The following is a 21,457-nucleotide window of genomic DNA, read 5'->3' as shown; positions in this document are numbered from 1 at the left end:
TAAAGGATCTTCTGGGTTTGTATTCTGGATCAACTATTGACTTGTCTAATCGTATAAAAGTTTTTTTCTAGCTATTTAGAATGATATTTAGTAATTGCTAGTTTACCGGAGAAATTATGACAGATTGGAAGAAAAAGTTTATGGATGAAACAGTTGAAGAATTTGGGTATATGCCTGCCCCTTGGGTATATCAACCGAATTGTCACCCATATTCAATTGGCTGGCGAATGGGGAGAGGTGAGTCATATATGATGTATATTTTCGATTGGTTGTCATCACAGAGTTGGAGTACCAGAGAAACTGCAGAGTACTTTATAAAACAAAATCCTCCAGCAGCTTGGCTATTATGGATATATGAAGTTTTATTTCCTGTTGAAGAGAGCGATTACGATAAGCCAGAAGAAGATAGAATTGAATCTTATAGGCAAAAATTAGAAGATCTTGGGTTTAAAAATATTTCAAATTTTAGTGAAGATTTCAATAGCAATAAATGGCAGTGAAAACTAATCAGGTAAGAGCGAGCTAGTATCTAGTCAATAAGAGTGGCGTGCATTAACAGTTATGCGCAATAAGTAAAGGTAATGTATAGATATGCTAAGCACAAAATTATTTGACAGCCTAGAAGTAGACAAAAACAATAATCTTAAAGTGCTCTTTGACTCATTTGATGATTACTATGATCCTTATTTTATATTAATAAGTTATATTGAAAGTACTGATTTGGTTTTTAATTTATGTTCGTCGTGGATTCGAAAGAATGAAGATGATCTTTATGGTTGTGATTGGTTTGATGTTAAAGAAAATTTAATGTTTATTTGTATAAGTTGTGAAAGGGATAAGGTAAATGAATTTGTCTATGAATTAATAAATGGCATGAAATCAATCACTCATATTTCTGTTTTTCGGCATAATTGTATAGGCAAGCCAACAGAAACATTTAAGTGGACAACTCAGCTACTAGAGGAAACGGCTCAAGACTCTACCAATAAATCAGCTGTCGGAATTAATGATTTTACTGATCGTGAAAATTGGCCAGGTATTGAACGTTACTGTGAATAGAGCATAGCAAAGTATTCTGTGGGAAGTTTAGTCACTAATAAATATATAATCATCTGAGTAGAGAGCGAAGCCTTTGGTTCAGTGTAGGGGAAATGGCTCGGTTGATAACCTGGACCAAATTGGTCGGAGTCTGGAAAAAGGCATTGTTCAGGATGCGGCAGCAAAATTACTTAAGCCAATTCGGGAATGAGGAATATATTGCTATACACCAGATCATGCTAAAACGAAAACGTATAAGTCACGTGTGGCCGATCGACTGTCCGCTATGTTGGTGAAACAATTGGGCAATACATACCTTAAAAGTCGTATTCAGTGTATACGGCTAGTGACGTTGCGTATTATTGCCATTGAGGAACGGAAACAACAGCAATGGACCGATGAGTCTTATTCTGATGGCCAATTGTATGGCCCAATGCAGGAAGTGTTGAATGGGTATTGTGGCAGGACGTTGGGAAGTGTCTCTAGGTTACTGAATGTACCACTAACAAATTGGCGATAGGCTTCTCTAGTTTTGGATGGAAAAGCTTAGGTGAGACTGTGAACATACTAAAATTTTTAATCTTGTTAATTACAGGGCTAGGTCTGTTTATGAATGGCGTAGCCGCAGAAGAAGTTAAGATAGATGACAATCTCACAATATTTTACGAACAAGCAGGACGCGGTGATACAACGATTATTTTTATTCCAGGCTGGATGATGTCAACAGAGGTTTTCGAACATCAACTTGCCCACTTCAAAAATTCGACAAAGTATCGAGCGCTGACATATGACCCAAGGGGGCAGGGCAAATCATCAAAGCCAGTTGAGGGGCACAGCTATCAACAACATGCTCGGGATTTGGCCAAACTGATTGAAAAACTGGACTTAAACAATGTGATTCTAGCGGGTTGGTCATATGGGGTAACAGAACAGTTGGCGTATTTGAATCAGTTTGGCAGTGAAAAAATCAAAGCTATGATCATGATCGATACCGGGCCAGACATAACAGGGGCAACACGCGATGAGTGGGTATGGTACCTCAACGATGACGCTGACGGCTATTCACGATCGTTCACGGAAGGCGTCATTGAAGACCGCAATAATGTGATTACAGAATTTGCCAAATGGATGCTTGAAAATCCGACAGCGAAGAATGTTGCCTGGGTATCGAAAATCGCCAATCAAACGTCAAGCAGTGTCGCTGCAATTACAAATGCCACAGGGTTTTACCTCGATTACAGTGAGGACCTTATCGCATTAGAGGGTAAAATGCCTTTGTTGTATGTTGTGAGAAATGAAATGAAGGAGGTGGCAGATAAGTGGATTAAAGCTAACACGCCATCAGCTACTACTGTCTATATGGGCAAACACATGATGTTTTGGGAGAGACCTAAGGAATTTAATAAGGTCGTTGATGAATTCCTTGCAAGCGTTGAAGGTAAGTGACATTTCAAGAGCGTTTGCTCTTAAAAGTTGAATTTAGAGCAATTACCTAGTTGGGTAAGTGTTACCTAGCCCGCTTTTCACATCTGTTATGAGTAAAAAATCAAAAAAATGACCAATTTGTATTGTTTTTAATTAAAAGTGGTTACAACTGCCGTGTATTTATCGCCAGAATTTTCAGAGTGCTTATGGTCTGTTGTATGGGTTGATGTAGGAAGTGTGGAGTGGATATTGCGGTAGAGTGACTGGGCTGTTGGAAGAGTCAGCGGACAGCCTCATTGAAGTGACATGATATATTACGTCAGAATGACGTTCAGTAATAGTTAGTTAAGGGAAATTATGTCTTATCAACAGCTAGATATGATCGCTGATTCTTACATTCCTATTTTGCTTTTGATCTCCCTTATAGGGTTTATAAAGAGCTCTTTTTACAATGGATTCTTAAAAACAAGTTATGAAGCTTTACCATTTTTAATAGGAATCATATTTATTTACTCTTTAATGTTCGTTGATATTAAATTAGAAATATGGCCTATGCTTTCACTGGACTACAGCACTCACACAGCATTGGCTTTGGTATTTGTCTGTGGAATATCATTTTGGGGTAAAAGGCAGCTTATTGGTGTCGTTATCTCTATGGTTCTTTACTGCCTGCTTATGATGTATCAAAATTACCACACGCTATTAGACATACTTACTACAAGTGTCGCAGTATTGCCAGCACTAGTCTGGTTAAATGTGAAACTTAAGCGTACTACAATTAGCTAATCGGATAAGAGCTGGTATCTAGCCAGCTCTCCCCACACTACCCTGCATGCGGGTCTTTTAAAAATCCTATCTTGTAACAGATCGTAGCCTTGTGATGTCTATTCCTTAGCCCGTCATGGCTTTCGCCTACAATAGTGACCAGTTATTGATTGTAAGGCGAAGTCATGAAATTGGGTGCCAATCGCAGTGTATTTTTATTGGAGATCACCGGATGCCATGCAGAATTGCTGGTAACGGAGATCAATGGTGTTGAAGGGATCTCAGACCCGTACAGTATTGAGCTTAGCTTGGTCAGTCGTCATCCTGAGTTGGGTAATTTAAACCTTATTCGTAAGCCTGCTTGTATCACCATTCGGGGCGAAGATGAGGACCGGGTTATCCATGGGCTAGTGGCTTCTTTGGTTGAGGCAAGTCCAGGTAATCGTTATACCGAATATGCCGTTAAAATCGTGCCTAAGTTGTGGTTTTTGCAATACCGTGAAGAATGTCGCACTTATCAAAAGCTCACGGTGCCGGAAATCGTTGAGCAGGTGCTGGTTCGTGCTGAATTTCAAAAAGGCATCGACTTTGAGTTTCGCTTAACTGAAGACTATGAAAAAGAGACGTATATCGTCCAGTTTAATGAATCTGATCTCAACTTTATTTCCCGCCTACTGGAAAAAGAAGGTATTTTTTATTACTTCGAACATACCGCTGACAGTCATAAATTGATCTTTGTAGACCGTAATGAAAGCCTGGAACCCATTGTGGGTGACACGCTGGCCTTTCACATGAAAACCGGCATGGTACCTGATGAAGACTGTTTGGATTCGTTAAAACAGAGTGTGAGCCGTACCATTGGTAAGGTAGTCATGCGGGACTACAATTTTCACAAACCCAGTTTAAATCTGGAAGTGGAACATACCTTAGGTGACGTCAACGCTGTAGAGAATATTTACCCTGGTGGCTATAAAACTATTGAAGCCGGTCAGCGTTATGCGCGGATTCGGTGTGAAATGCATCAGGCTAAAAAGGAAATTACCATAGCTGGTGGTACTTACCGAACGATGATTCCTGGGTATACCGCTGCAATCACTGATCATCCTGTCAAAGTCATTAATAAAGCGTATATCATCACCCAAGTTATCCATGAAGGACGACAACCACAAGGTTCGGATGAATATGCTGTGGGCGAGGGGGCTTATTATCGTTCACGTGGCGTCTTCATCCCCAAAATCACCGTGTACCGTCCTCAGCAACGACATAAAGCACCTAAAATGCCGGGTAAACAAACTGCCGTTGTGACCGGGCCTGAAGGTGAAGAGATTTATACTGATGAATATGGTCGGGTAAAGGTTCAGTTTAAATGGGATCGCGAAGGGAAACTGGATGAAAACTCCTCGCGCTGGGTACGTGTCATGCAAACCTGGGCTGGGCCGCAATGGGGCAGTATGGTGATTCCGCGAATCGGGCAGGAAGTGACCATCGACTATTTAAATGGTGATGTGAACCACCCTGTGGTAACGGGTGTTGTTTATCATGGCAAACATCAAACGCCGTATAAATTACCTGATCATAAAACTCGCTCGGGTTTTAAAACAAATTCAACTCCAGGTGGTGGAGGTTTTAATGAATTTACGTTCGAGGATAAAAAAGACCAAGAAGTAATTATGGTCACGGCGGAAAAAGACCTGGATGTTCGCATCAAAAATGATCGGCGTGAGCATATTGTGGGCGATAATACGGTTACCATTTACCAACATGACTTCAAACATATAAAGCAAGACCAACACATTAAAGTTGATCAAAACCATGAGCGGGCAGTGAAAGGGGATTATCACGAAACCGTACTGGATACCCGTCATTTAAATGTTGATGGTGAGCACCGGATTGAAGCCAAAGATATGAACTTTAAATCCGGTGATAAAGTAGTCTTGGAATCGGATACGGAAATTACCTTTGTGGCCGGAGGTAGCTCTATTACGATTACTCAGGAAGGTGTGTTTATTGATGGCAAGACCATAAATGTACAAGGTCCATCAGGACAACCGCTACCTGTTAATATCATTACCCCTGAACGTCCTGGTCTGGCTGAAGAAGGCAGATGATGGGAATCCTTTGCGGAAGGAACCTTTAAGGAAAAAATCTAAAAGGCCAAAAGATTCAAGTTCTCCATCTCCTACTATTCCGGTTAACAGCTTCGCGGGGCAGAAGAATTTGTCAGAAAATGAGCCATTAGAGCTGACAAAAATAGATGTTAATTATGCAATTAAAATTCACTTAACTGCGCCAAAGGAAAGCTATCCTGATGAATTAAAAGAGAAAAAGCCAACTACAAGAAAATCACCTTATAGTAATCACTTGTTACAGGGTAAGGTTGTAGTTGAGTATCATCTGGACTTTGAAGGTAAAAAGAATTCAGATATAGACCGGCTTACTGCTGATGGTGCTTTTACATTTTGGAATGATAGCGAGATTACAATTCCGCTCACAAAAGAAAAATATGACACGCTTAAAAATGTATTTATTTGGGGCCAAGAGTATGCGGCAGCATCATTTAGAACAAATGATGTAGCGGTTGGAAGGCTTTCCATTCCTAGAAGCTCAATGCATGAGATGACTATCAACGACCGTGGTCGAAATTTTCTCATACTCGAGGCTGATGCCGAGTGTTTAGAGTCAGTTGTTGATTATATAGTAAGAGAGGTTGCGGCAAATAGAAATGATCCCGTAATTCAAGAAATAAGAGATGACTTAAGAAAAGGGAATGTGGGAGGTGCGCAGTACTCATGGGCAAGAAAAGTACATAAAGATGAAGGAGTTATCTTGCCTACTTACGAGTTATTTTTTTGGGGTGGTGGAGAGTGGGATCATAAACCTCGGATCAGAAATGTATGGGGAGCAACCAATCGTTTAGGAAACTCGAAAGATGTTTACTATTATGATATGTGGTCAAATTTCCACTATGGGTTTGTTGGCAAAATAGCTGGTTTTGATAGGGATATGCTGATTTCTGGTGGGCAGATTGCCCAGTTTTTTGATGGAGCTGATTTTGATGCAGTGGATGATGTATTAACTCAAGAAGGAGTGGATTTGCAATCATTCAGCAGAGATGATCTATTAGAAGTACTATCAAGAAATAAAAAACACTTTGTATATGAATTTAGAAAGAAAATATGGGAAAATCTAGATGAGCAAAAGAAGTATGTATTAAGCCAGTACCCAAAAAGGCGAATTAGTATTCCTAGCGAAGTTTTTGAAAAAAATAAGGGTAATTAGATAAAATGGTAAAAAAACTCTACATTTGGTTTGTTTTAGCGATGTTAGTACATTTATTAACCGCTATAGACTTTCTTGATGAATATAGATTAGAATTTTTGTGCATTGCTTTTTTCTTATTTTTAAGCCTTTTTTGTGTGGTATTGATTTGTCTCGTTCGTAATAGGAAAGAAAGAAATATAGTTTTAAAACTTTTACCATTGTTGTTTATTGTGCTTTTTGTTGTGGGTTCATTCATTTTCGCTGGAGCGGCAATGCTAGGGTTCATACCTTTGCATCACTAGTTTTTATGTGTAGCTCTATTAATACTGTATTCATTTATGCGAATTAATAAATGTGCTCTTTTGGTTCTTCTCTTAGTTGTCAGTTCTATATTGGGCTTTTTTAAGTGGGCTGAAAGAGGGCTATCTGATCCTCGCTATGAGTATGAAAGCCCTAATGGAAAATTTAAAGTTGTTGTATATCAGCTATCAACATTGACTGAACCATATGAGTTGTTTGGTAAGCTATATGAAAATGAAACAGGAAAGTTTATTGCGGAAAGTCAGTCTGTTCCCACTGAACGCTTGTATTGGGATATTGGTGGAGATGACGAGGTTCATATTGGGGTAGAGAAAATTTTTGACCTTAAGGATTATGATGTTGAACACAAGAGCTTTATTAAGTAACTACATGACTAATAACTTAAAAAACCATTCCCAACAAATTGATAAATAATATTGCTACCTTTATTGGCGGATTACAAGCTTTAACGGGTAGCTACAAAATTCATAAACAACCTTTCACAAAAGATACAAAAGTATTTGTTAGTGACATAAAGTTATATGATACTTTTGGAGCTGGTTTTAACGATGGTAGTGAGGTAGATAAGTCAAAATGGTCTGAAAGATTAGTATCAATGTTTATATTACAGCACTTTAGAAATGCAAATAATGTTTATTTATACCAACCTTATGTTGTGGTGGTTGAAGTTGAATAGAATACTTACATTTGTTCTAATAATTGCCATTATAATATCCATTACTATAAGTGTTATTCATTTTGGACTATCAGATCAGTTAAACTGTATAACGTTATCAGAGATATACAAAAAAAGAGAGTGCATTCCACAGTATGGATTTGATATGGAATTTATATTAGGTGGTTTAGGTTTTAATTTAGGCTTTCTATTTTGTTTGATAATATATGTTTTAAGTATTTTTAATAAAAAAATAGAATATAATATTGTTGTGAAAATGGTTGTAGTGGTTACATACTTTCCATTGTTCTTTTTGTCGCTTTACTATGGGGGGATTGTTGCTACAAATGCAGTGAATAAACTTGAAGGGGCTTTACATGGAATTCTACATTGGGATTTACATTATTATGCAGCTCTAAGTTACATATATGTCGTTATTCCAACAGTGCTGTTTTGCTTTGTAAACAATTTTTCAATTTTGAGAAATACACCTTTTAGGAAGCTTGCGAGTTAACTTATTTTGTATAAATATATAAAAAGTTTATTGGGTTTATATATATCTATTGGCTTAATAATAAGTATAATGTGGCTATATATCCTTGGAGTAGATCTTTGTCTTGAGGATAATGAGTGTGTTTCTGCCTATAGTTTAAAAGATGTAACAAATGATGGACTAGTTTTCTCTATGATATTAAACATCCCTTTTTTAATATCATTCATTTGTTATATTATTTTTCAGTATTACAGTAAGTTAATTAACAATATTTTTATAAAAATCATAATATTTCTTGCAACGGTTACTCTTTTGATTGCCGCAGATTTTGGTATCAAGATAGGAGTGCATGATGTTTTTTCAACGAGTCTGGCGGGAAGTAGTAGTTATTTTGAAGGTGATATGTATAAATACACTTCTCTTTGTTATATGTTTATTAGCGTGCCCAGTATCTTAGCTTGTTTAATGAGTAACATATATATAATTCTTCCTCCAAGTCTGAGAGAAAAAGTTAAAGTATGGTGAAGAAGCTTTATGTTTGGTTATTTAGTGCATTAATGGTACATTTATTGCCAATTATAGACGTGTTTAATAGATATATTATAGAGGTATTTATTGTTGCTTGCATTTTGTTTCTATGTCTCTTTTTTACAACAATTGCATGCATTTACCGTAATAGGGGAGAGTATGTCATAGCTTTAAAGCTTGTCCCATTATTACTGGTCACTATTTTTATGTTGTGTTGTTATCTTCTGGGAGTATTAATGGTATTTAGGTTAATACCCTTGCACCATTAGCAGCTAATTGTAAGTCTATAAGTGTTGTGACTTTTTATGCGAATTAATAAACGTACTCTTTTGATTCTTCTCTTAGTTGTCAGTTTTACTGTGGTCTTTTTTAAGTGGGCTGAGAGAGGGTTAGCATACTCTGAATACGAAAGAAAAAGTCCTAATGGAAAATTTATTGTTGCTATATATACTCCTTGGACAATAGTAGAGCCTAATGATATTTTTGCCAAACTGTATGATAATGAAACAGGAAAGCTAATAGCAGAAAGTAAAAGGGTGTTCCCTGAGCGCTTGTATTGGGATATTGGTGGAGATGATGAGGTTTATATTGGGGTAGAAAAAATTTTTGACCTTAAGGATTATGATACAGAATACAAAAGCTTTATTAAGTAGTTACTAGATCAGTAAATCATAGAACACAACCACGAGTCCCGCAAGAAGGAATTAGTAGAAATAATGGATAGAACAGAGAATTTTTTTAACATATGTGTTAAAAAAATCAATATCTTAATACCAGAACAGTTTAATGATGAGCGTGATAAAAAATGAATAGAATAGTAGTTTTGGTTTTTATGTATTTATTGCTGATAGTTTTTTTTGTTTTTCCAAATATACGAAGACTACAATCTTTGATGCAATATGAAGATGAGCTTTATTATGCTCAGGCAGGTCTGATTTTTATTCTTATGATTGTAAGTATTATTTATGCTAAAAAGAACTGGGGTGATAAAAAGCTTGTTTTATGTGTTTTTCCATTGGTGGTTTACTCTATATTTACTTCTTTTTCATTTGTTATATTTAATTTGGCTATTTTGGGTGTTATTCCGCTGAGGTGACAGTGGATTAGTCTTTATGGTAATTGTCAAGAAGATTAAAGCATTTATAAGAAACCCATTGTTTATTATTGTTGTGGTACTTTTTATATTTATACAATGGGCTGGAAAAGGTTTAGCCTTTCATCATTCTGTGGTGGTTAGTCCTAATCAAGTTTACATATTGGAGATATATTCTCCGTGGTTACCATTTCGGGGTTCTCAGGATGATACATATATTAAGCTTTATAATAATTTAACTAAAGAGTATATAGCAGACTCGAATATAATATACTTTTACCAAGGTCCTAGGGAATGGGATAAAGATTACATAAGCTCAAGATTTCCAAAAGGCTCTGGCTTTAATTTAAAATGCTATCGAATAATGCTGTTAGACCCTGAGGCAAACTGTTTTATAACAAATTATAAGTATAGTTATTTTTTTGATACGTTAGATTTGCGAGGGGATTCAATTGACGAAATACTTTTAAAACATGAATATAGAAAAACTGAAGGTGAAAATGAGTAAGTTAAAAGCCAATGTTCTATCTATAGTCATGTTAGTTATGGTTATTAGCTTTAGTGGCTGTGATTCATCTCCTGATATAGTGATATCTGAGTCTATTGCTAACATTAAGTTTAAAGATGAAAATTTTCAGAAGTGTATTGAAAAGTATCACTATAAAAGAACAGAGGAAGTAATAAAAATAACATGTTGGAAGCAAGGCATAACGCATGTTGATGAGTTAAAGAAGTTTTCATTGTTAGAAGAGCTGAAACTAACTGATAATGAAATTAAGCATGTAGATCTTTCAGGTAATGAGAAGCTCAAAATTTTTTGGGGTTCAGGTAATAAAATTGAATCTATTAATTTGAGTAAAAACACTGAGCTGGAACAGCTTTGGTTATCTAATAATAACCTGACAGAGATTGATATATCCAAGAATATTAATCTTAAGCAGCTATTACTCGATGGTAATAAGCTTGTATCTGTTGATATTCTTAATAATAAAAAAGTTTATTACATTGATGCGAGTGATAATAATATAAAAGATATTGAGGTGACTAATGAGCACTACTTTAAGTATTATGATATTTATCCTTATAAACAGAAGAGCAATGACGATATGAATGATGATGCTGAATATTTCCATGTAAAGAAAAAGTATTAGCTATATGGTAAAGAAATTATATGCTTGGTTTTTTGTTGCGTTAATGGTGCATTTATTGCCCGTTATAGGCTTTTTGGATAAGTATAGATTAGAATTTTTGTGTATTGCTTTTTTCTTATTTTTAAGCCTTTTTTGTGTAGTGTTGGTTTGTCTCGTTCGTAATAGGAAAGAGAAAAATATACTTTTAAAACTTTTACCTTTGTTGATTATGGTTATTTTTGTTTTGAGTGCATTTGTTTTCGTTGGAGCAGCAATACTAGGGTTTATACCTCTACACCATTAGCAGTGAATAGTGGTATACCCTTCGCTGTGGTTATTATAAACGTTAGGACTTTTATGCAAACTAATAAACGCAGGTTTTTAGCTTTTCTCTTTGTTGTTTGCTGTATCGCGATCTTTATCAAATGGGCTGAGAAAGGGTTTGCTTCTTATGGTTGGGAAGACGTTAGCCCAAATGAAAGGTTTAAAGTTGAGATTTATATAGTATCTGAGTATAGAGTCTATGCCAAGTTGTATGATAATCATACAGGTAAACTAATAGCAGAAAGTGATATTGTTGATGATGGAGCAACGGGGGGCGTTGATTGGTACTTTACTGAGGATGATGCTAAAGCGTATTTCAGTTTGCAACTTTTGTTTGATCTTAATGATTACGATACAAAATACAAGAGCTTTATTAAGTAGTCTCTAGCATCAGAAAACCATAAATCACTATGGTGGTTCACAGTAAAAGATATCACTGTTATGAACAAAAGACTTGACCCTATATTCACTCCATATTGTCCATTATACAATAGTGAAGCATAATCATTTTTGTTATAATAACGTTCATTATGAGTACTCACGGAGGAAAGTAGATGTCGAAAAAGACAGAAGTTCATTTTTGTCCGTCTTGTGGTGTCGAGAGGCACCACATCGTTGTGCTGGTTAGAAAACCAAGTGGTTTTGAGAACTCAAGCAATCGTAAATTTAAAGAGTTTGTTTCAGGTTTAATAAAAGGTTGGTTTGTGGGTCCATTTTCGGTTTCAATGGATGATTTATCTCGCCATCTTATTTGTGAAAAATGTGGAACTAAAATTATAGAAGATTAGTGTTTCATTGTAGTGTAGTAGCTTAGCTTTAAACTGATTACATACAGGAAGGCTTTGCTACTACTGTCATTCCCCAAAGCATAACCACCTAGCAGTACTTTTTCATAAGTCAAAGTGGCTACCGCAAGTCTTGCTGTAGCAAACTAGCCCCACTAAAGTAGAGTATTAGGATATTAAGAAAAAGTCAGTAGTGTATAGCTGAATAACAAGTGATGCTATCGTGCTAACTACCTTCTGTGTTTCAAAATTGCAACAAAGTGGGGTGTTAGTCATGTTTAGAGGTAAAACCAGTGGGTCAAAAATTAATATGTTTAAAAAAATTTCTGGTGGAGTGGTTCATAGTGTTCCAGAAGACTTAGAAAAAGTCCTGGCTGACGACAGAAATGCTTTGCTGGTATGGGAGGACATAACACCTATCGCTCGTAATGAGTGGATTTGCTGGATTGATGATGCTAAAAAACTTGATACAAGACAGCGACGAATAGAAAGAGCGAGAAGTGAATTAAAAGAAGGGAAGCGCCGACCTTGCTGCTGGCCTGGGTGTCCTCATCGAAAGAAAGATGGGATTAATAAATTTACCAAAAAGCAATACTGAAAAAATAAAGCTACCAAATAGTTTTACTGAAGAATACATCGTTTAAAGGGAATTTAAGGAAGAGAAAAACTATGACATGGAAAAGGTTTGGATATATATGCCGAAAAGCAAGTGTTGAATATAAAGATCAGGAGAAAATTTCGAGGTGCTTAAGCCGAATTGAAAGTGAAAAATCATGTGACTTATATGGTGGTAAAATAAGAATTGATAGTTGGCCTAGAAAGATATTGGATGATATTGGTAACATCCAAGATAAGCAAAAAGCTCAAGACACAATAGAAATTTATAAAGGCTTGAACTTTGCGAATCAGTTTGAATTGCCGATGAGATTTAAGCGAGTCACCGGCTATCTTGCTTTTGTGATATTCTTTTTTTGTATTTTGGTTGGAATCTATCAACTTAAAGTTGCTCCATCTTTTTTAGAAGTATTTGAGAACTTCAAAATATCAATTCCTAGCAATTTATTGTTTTATCAAGAGTACTGGAAACACGTTGTTTTTGCTGTTTCAGTAATGTTGGTTTTCTCATTTGTAATCGGTTTTAAAATGAAAAAACTGTTTATGTTTACTGTGGGGGTTGAAAATAGTTTTATAGTAAAATTTTTAGTGTTTCGAAGTGTAAGGGAATCTTATCAAAGGGTGATTGAAATAATACAGTTTCCAATTTTTTTCTTTAGTGGTGCAAAAAAACAGATTGATGATCCAGTTGTTTCTCATCTCCAGTCGATTAGTAGCTCAAAAATGTGTATTTCAAAAGAAATGCAAGAATTAATTGAAATAGAAATGCAATCTATTTTGGAAAGTTGTGAAAAGCAAATGAAATTAATGTCTGCCGTAGTGGCAATGGTAGTCGTGGTTGCGATATTCTTTTTCTTAGTCAGTGCCTATTCACCTTTATCTATTCTTGGAGATATACTATGAAATATACTACAGGGTTTACGTTAATAGAATTAATGATTGTTGTGTCAATAATTGGAATATTAGCATCAGTGGCTTTACCTGCATATCAAGTGTATGTTCAAAGAAGCGAGGTCGTAGAAGCTTTGAGTATGGCTGGTACGATAAGAGAAAATATAACCCGCTATTATGTTGAGCATCTGGAATTTCCCTTAAATAATGAAATGGCTGGGCTTCCCAGGCCAAACTATATAATTGGTAATCGAATTACTGGTGTGGTTGTAGAGTCTGGCGTTATACATGTAACGTTGGGTAATAAAGCATCAAAACCCCTTCAAGGAAAGGTTTTATCTTTTAGACCTGCAGTCGTTAAGGAAAGTCCAAAGAGTCCAATTGCTTGGCTATGTGGGTATGATGAAGCTGTAACTGGTATGGAAGCTATCGGGAACAATAAGACAGACTTAGCAAAAGAATTTTTGCCATCAGTATGTCGTGGTAAATATTAGAGTTTGGATAGGTAACTGCTCAGCCAAATTGCAGTTACCAAGTGTTGTTAAGACAGTGTATGAATTAATTTGTTCTTCCAGTAGTAAATGAATCTCCTTAATTTCTAATGTTCTCGGTGCTCCTTGCACTTGTGTTGCAGATAAAGTCTATTAGGTAAATAAGCGTTAAAGATTGCTTTTGAAAAAAGGTACAATTATATTCAATTGCCCTGATAAAGAGAGATGTGCATAAATTTTTATTAGTAAATTGACATGACCCGTTATTTGACCTTTATCTGTGAAGGGGTTCTTACTACTAGGGTTATACATAAAAGTCAGATGTTGAGTGAATATGAAAGAATATCTTGATTTGACTGAGCTTACTTTGAATGGTATTTCAATTGAAGCTGGTAGGCCGATTGATGGAAAAGTGTACCTTGATTCATTAGTAAATGCTAAAGAATTGGGGTGTCTTTTTGATGTTTATAGCAATAAAAAGCTCTTGGCATACGCAACACTTAAAGATCTTGGTGAAGGCAAATGGTTTGTTTTGATGTTTGTAATACATCCAAGATATAGACATAAAAGAGTATTTCTTGAACTTTTTTATAAAATAATTAAACATTTAATAAGTGTAAAAGCAAAGATTCTTGTTAGTAATGTTTTCAAAGTAAATAAGCTTTCGGTAGCTTTTCATAAAAAACTAGGTTTTAAAGTGACAAGAGAAGCTGATATTGGTTACGAGTATACGTTGGCTTTGGATGATCTAGATACAAGTAAATGGTGGTATTGGGCTCGTAAATTTTCCGCTAAAAAGCCTTAGCTTTGAGCATACAATTATTGTTTAGTAATGTCTTATTTATTATTTGGGTATTACCTTAATCATCTTTGCTTTTAAAGATTGCTGTTTTTCCTGTATTGCTTCTGGATTTAATTTTTGTTCACTACCCTAAATTAGGACATGTTACAGGGTTTGTTGTTGGTTGGGTAATAGCTTTCTATTATACTTATCGAAAAAAACATAAAGCCATTGTTTCCTTACAAAATAAGTTAAACCATAGCGAGTATTAGATATTACTCATTGAGGAGAGCAAATGTATACTATTATTGAAGAAGTTATTGATGTGGAAAACTTTCTTCGGTTGAGAGTAATAACAGGTTTAACGCCTAGAACAAAAGAAGCTGCCATAAAAGCATTACCAAATAGTATTTATGGTGTGCATATTCTGTGTGATGGAAATCCAATTGCTATGGGGCGTATTGTGGGGGATGGTGCTCTAAACCTCGAAATAGTGGATATTGCTGTTGATCCAGAACATCAAGGTAAAGGTTTAGGACGAAAAATAATGGAATATATTATGAACTACCTTGATAAATCAGTTCCAAAAGGGGCATATATCACGCTAATGGCAGATGTACCTGAGCTTTATGAAAAGTTTGGATTTAAATTTACCAGGCCTGAGAGTGAAGGCATGTTTATTCTCAACTAACTAACAATCACTATATTTAGAGGTGCCCTTATTTTTTACTATCCGAAAGTGCGATAGCTTATTTTGTCTGGATGTATTGGCTTTGAAAATTCGACTACTCGTATGAATGGTAGTCGAATTATTCGTGTGTAAAATTACGATGTATGACAGAGTGGTTTTGTATGCATGGATAAGAAAATATTATGCATCAGCTCCTCCTCCAAGTACTTTAAACAGTGTTACTCGATTGCTGTACTCTGTTAATTGCAATAAAATGAGTGACTTTTGAGCACTATACAATTCTCGTTGTGAATCTAAGGCATCAAGATAGCTATCTAAACCATTGCGATAACGTGAGCTAGATAAGCTAAAACTACTGGAGTTCGCTTTGACTAATGCTTTTTGGGCTTTCATTTGCGCATCTAATGAAGAGCGTATTGTTAATACATCTGCAACTTCTTTAAAGGCTGTTTGAATAGTTTGCTCATATTCTGCAACAGCAATATCGCGTTTAATTTTGGACTCTTTTAGAGAAGCTTTTAAACTACCCGCATTGAAAATGGGAAGACTAATACTGGGTGTGAAAGACCAAGTCCGATTATTGCTGTTGAATAAGTCATTTAATTGATTACTGCTTCGGCCCGTGGAGGCGGTAAGTGAAATACTTGGAAAAAAAGCGGCGCGTGCTGCGCCAATATTTGCATTAGCTGCTTTTAAACTATGCTCGGCGGCAAGCACATCAGGTCTTTTAAGTAGTACATTGGAGTTTAGGTTCGCAGGAATGGGCGCTAATGCAATAGGTTTATTCAGTTGAACTGAAGGTAGAAGGGTGTCTTTAACTCTATTACCCACTAATAATTCCAGTGCATTTCGGTCTTGGGCTACTTGAGATTGATAAGCTGCAACATCAACACGAGCACTTTCAACACTGGATTGTACTTGAGTTAAATCCAGTTTTGAGGCAACACCTTGGTTGTACATTTTCTGCGTCAATTTAAGTGTAGATAATTGACTGTTCAGTGTCTGTTGCGCCAGTGCTTGTAGCTGTAAATTGGTTGCTAGCGTTAGCCAACTGTTTGCCACCTCGGCAATTAAACTTATACGGGTACTGCGCTGAGTTTCCACGGTAGACAAAAATGACTGCAAAGCTTCATCTTCTAAGCTACGGATACGCCCAAACAGATCTAATTCATAACTGCTAAAGCCGACACCTACTTCATACTGATGACTGATTGTTGCACTGCCACTGTTATTAGAGGCAGGTGTGCGTGATGCCGTTTTGTTACCACTGATGGATATAGATGGCCATAAATCAGCTTGTTGAATGCCATATTGAGCGCGGGCCTGCTCAATATTGAGTAGTGCAATGCGAAGATCACGGTTATTTTCAAGCGCCAGGGAAATCACCTGGCGTAAATTGGGGTTTTGAAAATAAGTCTGCCATTGAATGGCAGCAACATTGTTGTGTTTAGTGGTGACACCAGATCCTTGCTGGGCAGCTTTAGTATCACGCCACTCGGCAGTAACAGGGGAGTCAGGTTGCTTATAGTCTGGAGCGAGGTTAATACACCCCGCTAGTGTTAAGGTCGGTAATAAGCTACAGACTTTATATAGAGGTCTCATACTTCAGCCTCCGCAGTATAAACGGCTTCATTCTTTGGCTTTTTGGCAAACAGAGAGCGAATAACCATGTAAAACAGGGGAACAAAGAAGATACCTAGTAGTGTGGAGAATAGTGTTCCGCCCAATACACCTGTGCCTAAGGCATGACGACCACCTGAGCCAGCGCCGGTGCTGATGACCATGGGCAGCACACCCAGCAGGAAGGCCAAAGAGGTCATGATAATAGGACGAAGTCGCTGATGAGCTGCTTGCAGGACAGCAGAGAGTAACGATTCACCTTTTTCCTCAAGGTCTTTAGCAAACTCAACAATCAAAATACCGTTTTTCGCGGCTAAGCCCATGGTGGCTAATAGCCCAACCTGAAAGTAAATATCGTTGGATAAATCACGTAACCATGTGGCCAGTAGTGCACCGACAATACCTACAGGTACGGCCATAATGACAGAAACAGGGATTGACCAGCTCTCGTATAGTGCCGCCAGACACAGGAATACGAATACCAAAGACACCGCATAGAGCAACCAGGTTTGTGAGCCAGCAGCTTGCTCCTGGTAAGACATATCAGACCAGGCATAACTTATGCCATCAGGCAGCTGGCTGACTAAGCTGGCAATCTCATTCATGGCTACACCAGAACTGATACCAGAGGCTGCACTTCCTGTTATTTCCATGGATTCGGTGCCATTGAAGCGGTTCAGAACTTGTGGCTTGTAGCTCCACGTCCCATTAGAGAAAACTGAAAAGGGCACCATTTCGCCTTTATTATTACGAACATACCAGCGCTTTATGTCTTGAGGCAGCATTCGTGCGGATGCATCACCCTGCACATATACCTTTTTCACCCGACTTTTATTGATGAAGTCATTGACGTATTGGCTGCCTAGTACGGTAGATAATGTGTCATTAATATCGGAGGATGACAGTCCAAGTGCACCCGCTTTCTGGTCATTAATATCGATTTGGTAAACAGGGGCATCATTCAATCCGCTATAACGTACGGATGTGAGCATGTTATTTTTAGCGGCTAACTGAAGGATCTGATTTTTGGCTGCCACCAGGGCTTCATGTCCATTACCACCAAGATCCTGTAGTTGTAGGGTGAAACCAGAGCTAGTACCTAGACCTGCAATAGCGGGCGGGGTAACGGCAAAGACCTGGGCATCTTTAATGGTTGCCATCATTGTTTGAGTAATACGGCCTGCAATTTCTTGCGCAGAAGCTTCCCGCTGACTCCAGTCTTTAAGCTTGATAAAGCCCATCCCCGCATTTTGGCTGCGACCTGCCATACTAAAACCTGCTACGTTGAATATCCCTTCCACTTCAGGTTGCTGAAGTACATACTCAGCGACTTTATCCATGCTTTGCTGTGTACGCTGCTGTGTAGCGCCAACAGGGGCATTGTACATAATCATCAACATACCCTGATCTTCTTCAGGGATAAATGAGGTAGGCAGTCGCATGAACAGCAGGCTCATAACGCCAATGATCGCCAAGTAGAACAGCATGCTGGTTTTAGGATGTTTTACCACATGCTTAACGCCATTGCGGTAACGGTTAGCGCTTCGGTTAAAGGTATTGTTGAACCAAGAAAAAAAGCGCCCCAGTGGTCCTTTAGACGACGTATGTCCACCTTTTGTAATAGGCTTTAATAGCGTGGCGCACAGGGCAGGGCTAAGGGTTAAGGCCACCACAACAGACAGCAACATAGATGCAGCAATAGTCACTGAAAACTGTCGATAGATCGCACCTGTTGACCCTTCAAAAAAGGCCATGGGGATAAATACCGCAGTTAATACCATGGCAATCCCGATTAAGGCTCCAGTGATCTGCCCCATGGATTTGCGGGTAGCATCACGGGGCGAAAGACCTTCTTCTGACATCACCCGCTCGACGTTTTCCACCACGACAATCGCGTCATCCACCAGCAGACCAATGGCGAGTACCATGCTGAACATGGTCAGGGTATTGATGGAGTAGCCGAGTAGCGCTAATACACCAAAAGTACCGAGAAGTACGACAGGTACCGCAATGGCTGGAATCAGTGTGGCCCGCCAATTCTGTAAAAACAGAAACATGATTAATATGACAAGGCCGATGGCTTCAAGCAGTGTTTGTACAACTTCTTCAATAGAAATTTTTACAAAAGGGGTGGTGTCATAAGCAACGGTATAACTCAGACTTTCGGGAAAGTAAGGTTCTAATGTTTTAAGCTTGGCTTGGACGGCTTCAGCAACATCCAGTGCATTGGCGCCAGTTGCTAACTCTAAGCCCATACCTGCTGCAGGCTTACCATTGAACTTGGCGGATGAACTATAGCTTTCAGCGCCTAGCTCAATATTGGCGACATCACGTAAATATACTGTGGCACCATTGGTTTCAGACTTAAGCACAATGGTTTCAAACTGATCTACCGTTTGTAGCTTACTTCGGGAGGTGACGGTGGCATTAAGTTGTTGACCACTCACATTGGGTAAATCGCCTAATGCACCAGAGCTAACATCGGTATTTTGTTCTGAAATAGCCTGAGTAACATCAGAAGGCATCAGCTCATATTTGCGCATTTTTTCTGGATCAAGCCAGATGCGCATCGCATATTCAGAGCCAAACACATTGACACTGCCTACGCCACTGACACGACTTATGGAGTCTTGCATGCTCGACATCATATAGTCAGCAATATCCGTATCACTCATACTGCCATCTTCAGAAGTGAATGCCAGCACCATAAACATGCTGCCACCACCGGATTTGGATACGGTTACCCCTGTATTTTTAACTGCGTCTGGTAGCATGGATTCCGCTTGGGATACTTTATTCTGTACCTGAACTTGCGCCGTATCGGCATCAGTACCTGCAGCAAACGTTAAGGTGATACTTGCACTACCTGATGAGCTGCTTGAAGATGACATATAAAGCAAGTTATCCAGTCCTGTCATCTGCTGTTCAAGGATTTGGGTAACCGAGTTTTGTACGGTTTCTGCTGAGGCCCCTGTGTAGGTTGCGCTGACAGATATCGTGGGCGGTGCAATATCAGGGTATTGCTTGAGCGGCAAACTAAAGATAGATAACAGGCCGCCTAGCATGATGGTAATCGCGATCACCCAGGCGAATATCGGTCGGTCAATGAAGAATCGAGCCATGAATACTACTCCTAATTCGCTAGCTGATCATCGTTTGCGGTTTTATCTGAGGAAGCACTTTTTGCAACCTCAAGATCATCTTGCTGAAAAGCCACAGTCTTAACGGTTTGGCCCACTCTAATTTTCTGTGTACCTTCGACAATGATACGCTCACCAGCGTTGAGCCCAGCGCTGATCAACCACTTGTCCTTAACAGCTTTACTTGTTGTGATAACGCGCTGGCTAACGGTGTTATCATCCGCCACTACCCACACGGTGGCTTCACCTTTTGAGTTGCGAGATACCGCTTGCTGGGGAATAAAAAGTGCTTGCTCATCAATACCCACATATAAAGTGGCATTGACATACATTCCAGGCAGTAACCGGTATTTGGGGTTATTAAAAATAGCGCGTAACTCTACAGTGCCTGTTGTTTCATCAACGGCATTACCTATAAATTCCAACGAGCCTTCTTCGCTGTAGCCAGAGCCATCTTCCAGCGTTAATTTAACTTTAACTTTGCCCTCTTGTTTTTTTAGTTTGCCGGAATCCAGCTGATGCTGAAGTTTAAGGCCATCGACACTGGCATAACTGAGATCGACATTGATGGGGTCTAATTGATTAATCGTAGTGAGTGCTGCTGTTTGGTCGGCTGTTACTAAGGCACCTGGAGTTGCAGACGACTTACCAATACGGCCTGAAATAGGTGCTTTAATTTGTGCATATTCCAGATTGATTTTGGCGCTTTGCAGTTTCGCCTCTGCAGCTATTACTGCCGCTTCGGCTTCTCTTAGTGTGGCAACCGCTTCATCTTTATCTTGTTTACTCACAGCGCCTTGTTTGACCAACCGTTGATAGCGCTCTGCTTTAGGTTGTGCGGCCTGTACCGCAGCTTTTGCCTGAGCCAGTTCTGCTTTGGCGTTATCATAGCTTGCCTGATAGGAGGCGGGGTCAATTTGATAAAGCACTTGGCCTGCCTCAACTTCTTGTCCTTCAGTAAACAGGCGTTTTTGCAAAATTCCACTGACTTGTGGGCGGACATCTGAAGTTTGATAAGCCTGAGTGCGTCCTGGCAATTCAACCGTGACAGGAAATGTTTCAGCTTTCAATGTAACCACACTGACTTCTGAAGTAGGCATTGCGCCAGGTCCAGCTCCAGGCCCTGCAGCAGGTGCTGAACCCTGTTCTGAACAGCCGCTTAAACTAAGCATCAACAGCGGTATAAGAAACAGTTGCCGGCGAATACCGGAGTAGGTACTGACATTAAGAGACATGGGCAAAATCTTCTCTGACTAGACTAAAACGCTGTCAGGCTGACTAATCTATGAGCTGATTAACCAACTTAGACATGACTAACATCGCAAGCCATTAGCCGAAATGCCATGGTCACGAGTTTACGTTAGCAATGTACAGAAGGGTGGGTTAATGGAAGGTTAACTGGTTGGATAA

The 21,457-nt window shown here is 38.5% G+C and carries 26 protein-coding genes; 23 read left to right on the top strand and 3 right to left on the bottom strand.

What is annotated here, in order from left to right:
• The first annotated feature begins 116 nt into the window (after positions 1 to 116).
• The 23 genes from ACQ96U_RS13975 (at position 117) to ACQ96U_RS13865 (ending at position 15,287) form a co-directional block, all read left to right on the top strand.
• Complete coding sequence (locus ACQ96U_RS13975) at positions 117 to 500, top strand: hypothetical protein (protein ID WP_431721883.1); 384 nt, start codon at positions 117 to 119, stop codon at positions 498 to 500.
• Positions 501 to 591: 91 nt separating this feature from the next.
• Entirely contained in the window at positions 592 to 1,059 is a 468-nt protein-coding gene (locus ACQ96U_RS13970) for a hypothetical protein (RefSeq protein ID WP_431721882.1), read from the top strand.
• Positions 1,060 to 1,303: 244 nt separating this feature from the next.
• Positions 1,304 to 1,558: a hypothetical protein gene (locus ACQ96U_RS13965; RefSeq protein ID WP_431721881.1), complete on the top strand. Its 255-nt coding sequence runs from the start codon at positions 1,304 to 1,306 to the stop codon at positions 1,556 to 1,558.
• A gap of 38 nt (positions 1,559 to 1,596) precedes the next feature.
• Entirely contained in the window at positions 1,597 to 2,484 is an 888-nt protein-coding gene (locus ACQ96U_RS13960; RefSeq protein ID WP_431721880.1) for an alpha/beta fold hydrolase, read from the top strand.
• Between the two features lie 336 nt (positions 2,485 to 2,820).
• Positions 2,821 to 3,249, top strand: coding sequence for a hypothetical protein (locus ACQ96U_RS13955; RefSeq protein WP_431721879.1), 429 nt, complete (start codon positions 2,821 to 2,823; stop codon positions 3,247 to 3,249).
• 164 nt (positions 3,250 to 3,413) lie between these two features.
• On the top strand, positions 3,414 to 5,336 hold the full coding sequence (locus ACQ96U_RS13950) for a type VI secretion system Vgr family protein (protein WP_431721878.1): 1,923 nt from the start codon (positions 3,414 to 3,416) through the stop codon (positions 5,334 to 5,336).
• A gap of 109 nt (positions 5,337 to 5,445) precedes the next feature.
• Positions 5,446 to 6,507 carry a polymorphic toxin type 44 domain-containing protein gene (locus ACQ96U_RS13945; RefSeq protein ID WP_431721877.1) on the top strand — a complete coding sequence of 354 codons (1,062 nt, stop codon included), beginning with the start codon at positions 5,446 to 5,448 and terminating at the stop codon, positions 6,505 to 6,507.
• Between the two features lie 5 nt (positions 6,508 to 6,512).
• Positions 6,513 to 6,791, top strand: a complete 279-nt coding sequence (locus ACQ96U_RS13940) for a hypothetical protein (RefSeq protein ID WP_431721876.1) — start codon at positions 6,513 to 6,515, stop codon at positions 6,789 to 6,791.
• Positions 6,792 to 6,827: 36 nt separating this feature from the next.
• On the top strand, positions 6,828 to 7,175 hold the full coding sequence (locus ACQ96U_RS13935) for a hypothetical protein (RefSeq protein ID WP_431721875.1): 348 nt from the start codon (positions 6,828 to 6,830) through the stop codon (positions 7,173 to 7,175).
• Positions 7,176 to 7,213: 38 nt separating this feature from the next.
• Complete coding sequence (locus ACQ96U_RS13930; RefSeq protein ID WP_431721874.1) at positions 7,214 to 7,486, top strand: hypothetical protein; 273 nt, start codon at positions 7,214 to 7,216, stop codon at positions 7,484 to 7,486.
• 145 nt (positions 7,487 to 7,631) lie between these two features.
• Positions 7,632 to 7,979, top strand: coding sequence for a hypothetical protein (locus tag ACQ96U_RS13925; protein WP_431721873.1), 348 nt, complete (start codon positions 7,632 to 7,634; stop codon positions 7,977 to 7,979).
• A gap of 812 nt (positions 7,980 to 8,791) precedes the next feature.
• Complete coding sequence (locus ACQ96U_RS13920) at positions 8,792 to 9,139, top strand: hypothetical protein (protein WP_431721872.1); 348 nt, start codon at positions 8,792 to 8,794, stop codon at positions 9,137 to 9,139.
• Positions 9,140 to 9,291: 152 nt separating this feature from the next.
• Positions 9,292 to 9,582 (top strand): hypothetical protein, encoded by a 291-nt coding sequence (locus ACQ96U_RS13915; RefSeq protein ID WP_431721871.1) that lies wholly within the window; start codon positions 9,292 to 9,294, stop codon positions 9,580 to 9,582.
• 16 nt (positions 9,583 to 9,598) lie between these two features.
• Complete coding sequence (locus tag ACQ96U_RS13910; RefSeq protein ID WP_431721870.1) at positions 9,599 to 10,087, top strand: hypothetical protein; 489 nt, start codon at positions 9,599 to 9,601, stop codon at positions 10,085 to 10,087.
• Positions 10,080 to 10,730: a leucine-rich repeat domain-containing protein gene (locus tag ACQ96U_RS13905; protein WP_431721869.1), complete on the top strand. Its 651-nt coding sequence runs from the start codon at positions 10,080 to 10,082 to the stop codon at positions 10,728 to 10,730. Before ACQ96U_RS13910 ends, ACQ96U_RS13905 begins: the two co-directional genes overlap by 8 nt.
• Before the next feature lie 4 nt (positions 10,731 to 10,734).
• Entirely contained in the window at positions 10,735 to 11,013 is a 279-nt protein-coding gene (locus ACQ96U_RS13900) for a hypothetical protein (RefSeq protein ID WP_431721868.1), read from the top strand.
• A 53-nt stretch (positions 11,014 to 11,066) separates the two neighbouring features.
• Positions 11,067 to 11,414, top strand: a complete 348-nt coding sequence (locus tag ACQ96U_RS13895) for a hypothetical protein (RefSeq protein WP_431721867.1) — start codon at positions 11,067 to 11,069, stop codon at positions 11,412 to 11,414.
• A gap of 173 nt (positions 11,415 to 11,587) precedes the next feature.
• On the top strand, positions 11,588 to 11,821 hold the full coding sequence (locus ACQ96U_RS13890) for a hypothetical protein (RefSeq protein WP_431721866.1): 234 nt from the start codon (positions 11,588 to 11,590) through the stop codon (positions 11,819 to 11,821).
• Positions 11,822 to 12,092: 271 nt separating this feature from the next.
• The gene (locus tag ACQ96U_RS13885; protein ID WP_431721865.1) at positions 12,093 to 12,416 is read left to right on the top strand and encodes a YdeI/OmpD-associated family protein; all 324 of its coding nucleotides are present in this window, start codon (positions 12,093 to 12,095) and stop codon (positions 12,414 to 12,416) included.
• 71 nt (positions 12,417 to 12,487) lie between these two features.
• Positions 12,488 to 13,336 (top strand): hypothetical protein, encoded by an 849-nt coding sequence (locus ACQ96U_RS13880; protein WP_431721864.1) that lies wholly within the window; start codon positions 12,488 to 12,490, stop codon positions 13,334 to 13,336.
• On the top strand, positions 13,333 to 13,818 hold the full coding sequence (locus ACQ96U_RS13875) for a pilin (protein ID WP_431721863.1): 486 nt from the start codon (positions 13,333 to 13,335) through the stop codon (positions 13,816 to 13,818). Before ACQ96U_RS13880 ends, ACQ96U_RS13875 begins: the two co-directional genes overlap by 4 nt.
• 331 nt (positions 13,819 to 14,149) lie before the next feature.
• Positions 14,150 to 14,620, top strand: a complete 471-nt coding sequence (locus ACQ96U_RS13870) for a GNAT family N-acetyltransferase (protein WP_431721862.1) — start codon at positions 14,150 to 14,152, stop codon at positions 14,618 to 14,620.
• A gap of 271 nt (positions 14,621 to 14,891) precedes the next feature.
• Entirely contained in the window at positions 14,892 to 15,287 is a 396-nt protein-coding gene (locus ACQ96U_RS13865) for a GNAT family N-acetyltransferase (protein ID WP_431721861.1), read from the top strand.
• 180 nt (positions 15,288 to 15,467) lie between these two features.
• Here ACQ96U_RS13865 and ACQ96U_RS13860 read toward each other — a convergent pair whose 3' ends face one another.
• From ACQ96U_RS13860 to ACQ96U_RS13850, 3 genes are read right to left on the bottom strand one after another with little or no spacing between them, the layout of a single operon-like run.
• On the bottom strand, positions 15,468 to 16,889 hold the full coding sequence (locus tag ACQ96U_RS13860; protein WP_431721860.1) for an efflux transporter outer membrane subunit: 1,422 nt from the start codon (positions 16,887 to 16,889) through the stop codon (positions 15,468 to 15,470).
• Positions 16,886 to 20,029, bottom strand: a complete 3,144-nt coding sequence (locus ACQ96U_RS13855) for an efflux RND transporter permease subunit (protein ID WP_431721859.1) — start codon at positions 20,027 to 20,029, stop codon at positions 16,886 to 16,888. The genes ACQ96U_RS13860 and ACQ96U_RS13855 overlap by 4 nt, the downstream gene beginning before the upstream one ends.
• Before the next feature lie 11 nt (positions 20,030 to 20,040).
• Entirely contained in the window at positions 20,041 to 21,282 is a 1,242-nt protein-coding gene (locus tag ACQ96U_RS13850; protein WP_431721858.1) for an efflux RND transporter periplasmic adaptor subunit, read from the bottom strand.
• Between the last annotated feature and the right edge of the window lie 175 nt (positions 21,283 to 21,457).

Source organism: Zooshikella sp. RANM57, assembly GCF_050749885.1.
Lineage (GTDB): Bacteria > Pseudomonadota > Gammaproteobacteria > Pseudomonadales > Zooshikellaceae > Zooshikella.
This window is presented reverse-complemented; position numbering and strand designations above follow the sequence as displayed.

Bases quoted from the DNA above. Each gene is read 5' to 3' on its own strand.
- ACQ96U_RS13975 (WP_431721883.1), top strand. From the start codon at position 117: ATGACAGATTGGAAGAAAAAGTTTATGGATGAAACAGTTGAAGAATTT.
- ACQ96U_RS13970 (WP_431721882.1), top strand. From the start codon at position 592: ATGCTAAGCACAAAATTATTTGACAGCCTAGAAGTAGACAAAAACAAT.
- ACQ96U_RS13955 (WP_431721879.1), top strand. From the start codon at position 2,821: ATGTCTTATCAACAGCTAGATATGATCGCTGATTCTTACATTCCTATT.
- ACQ96U_RS13950 (WP_431721878.1), top strand. From the start codon at position 3,414: ATGAAATTGGGTGCCAATCGCAGTGTATTTTTATTGGAGATCACCGGA.
- ACQ96U_RS13940 (WP_431721876.1), top strand. From the start codon at position 6,513: ATGGTAAAAAAACTCTACATTTGGTTTGTTTTAGCGATGTTAGTACAT.
- ACQ96U_RS13935 (WP_431721875.1), top strand. From the start codon at position 6,828: ATGCGAATTAATAAATGTGCTCTTTTGGTTCTTCTCTTAGTTGTCAGT.
- ACQ96U_RS13925 (WP_431721873.1), top strand. From the start codon at position 7,632: ATGGAATTTATATTAGGTGGTTTAGGTTTTAATTTAGGCTTTCTATTT.
- ACQ96U_RS13920 (WP_431721872.1), top strand. From the start codon at position 8,792: ATGCGAATTAATAAACGTACTCTTTTGATTCTTCTCTTAGTTGTCAGT.
- ACQ96U_RS13915 (WP_431721871.1), top strand. From the start codon at position 9,292: ATGAATAGAATAGTAGTTTTGGTTTTTATGTATTTATTGCTGATAGTT.
- ACQ96U_RS13910 (WP_431721870.1), top strand. From the start codon at position 9,599: ATGGTAATTGTCAAGAAGATTAAAGCATTTATAAGAAACCCATTGTTT.
- ACQ96U_RS13905 (WP_431721869.1), top strand. From the start codon at position 10,080: ATGAGTAAGTTAAAAGCCAATGTTCTATCTATAGTCATGTTAGTTATG.
- ACQ96U_RS13900 (WP_431721868.1), top strand. From the start codon at position 10,735: ATGGTAAAGAAATTATATGCTTGGTTTTTTGTTGCGTTAATGGTGCAT.
- ACQ96U_RS13895 (WP_431721867.1), top strand. From the start codon at position 11,067: ATGCAAACTAATAAACGCAGGTTTTTAGCTTTTCTCTTTGTTGTTTGC.
- ACQ96U_RS13890 (WP_431721866.1), top strand. From the start codon at position 11,588: ATGTCGAAAAAGACAGAAGTTCATTTTTGTCCGTCTTGTGGTGTCGAG.
- ACQ96U_RS13885 (WP_431721865.1), top strand. From the start codon at position 12,093: ATGTTTAGAGGTAAAACCAGTGGGTCAAAAATTAATATGTTTAAAAAA.
- ACQ96U_RS13880 (WP_431721864.1), top strand. From the start codon at position 12,488: ATGACATGGAAAAGGTTTGGATATATATGCCGAAAAGCAAGTGTTGAA.
- ACQ96U_RS13875 (WP_431721863.1), top strand. From the start codon at position 13,333: ATGAAATATACTACAGGGTTTACGTTAATAGAATTAATGATTGTTGTG.
- ACQ96U_RS13870 (WP_431721862.1), top strand. From the start codon at position 14,150: ATGAAAGAATATCTTGATTTGACTGAGCTTACTTTGAATGGTATTTCA.
- ACQ96U_RS13865 (WP_431721861.1), top strand. From the start codon at position 14,892: ATGTATACTATTATTGAAGAAGTTATTGATGTGGAAAACTTTCTTCGG.
- ACQ96U_RS13860 (WP_431721860.1), bottom strand. From the start codon at position 16,889: ATGAGACCTCTATATAAAGTCTGTAGCTTATTACCGACCTTAACACTA.
- ACQ96U_RS13855 (WP_431721859.1), bottom strand. From the start codon at position 20,029: ATGGCTCGATTCTTCATTGACCGACCGATATTCGCCTGGGTGATCGCG.
- ACQ96U_RS13850 (WP_431721858.1), bottom strand. From the start codon at position 21,282: ATGTCTCTTAATGTCAGTACCTACTCCGGTATTCGCCGGCAACTGTTT.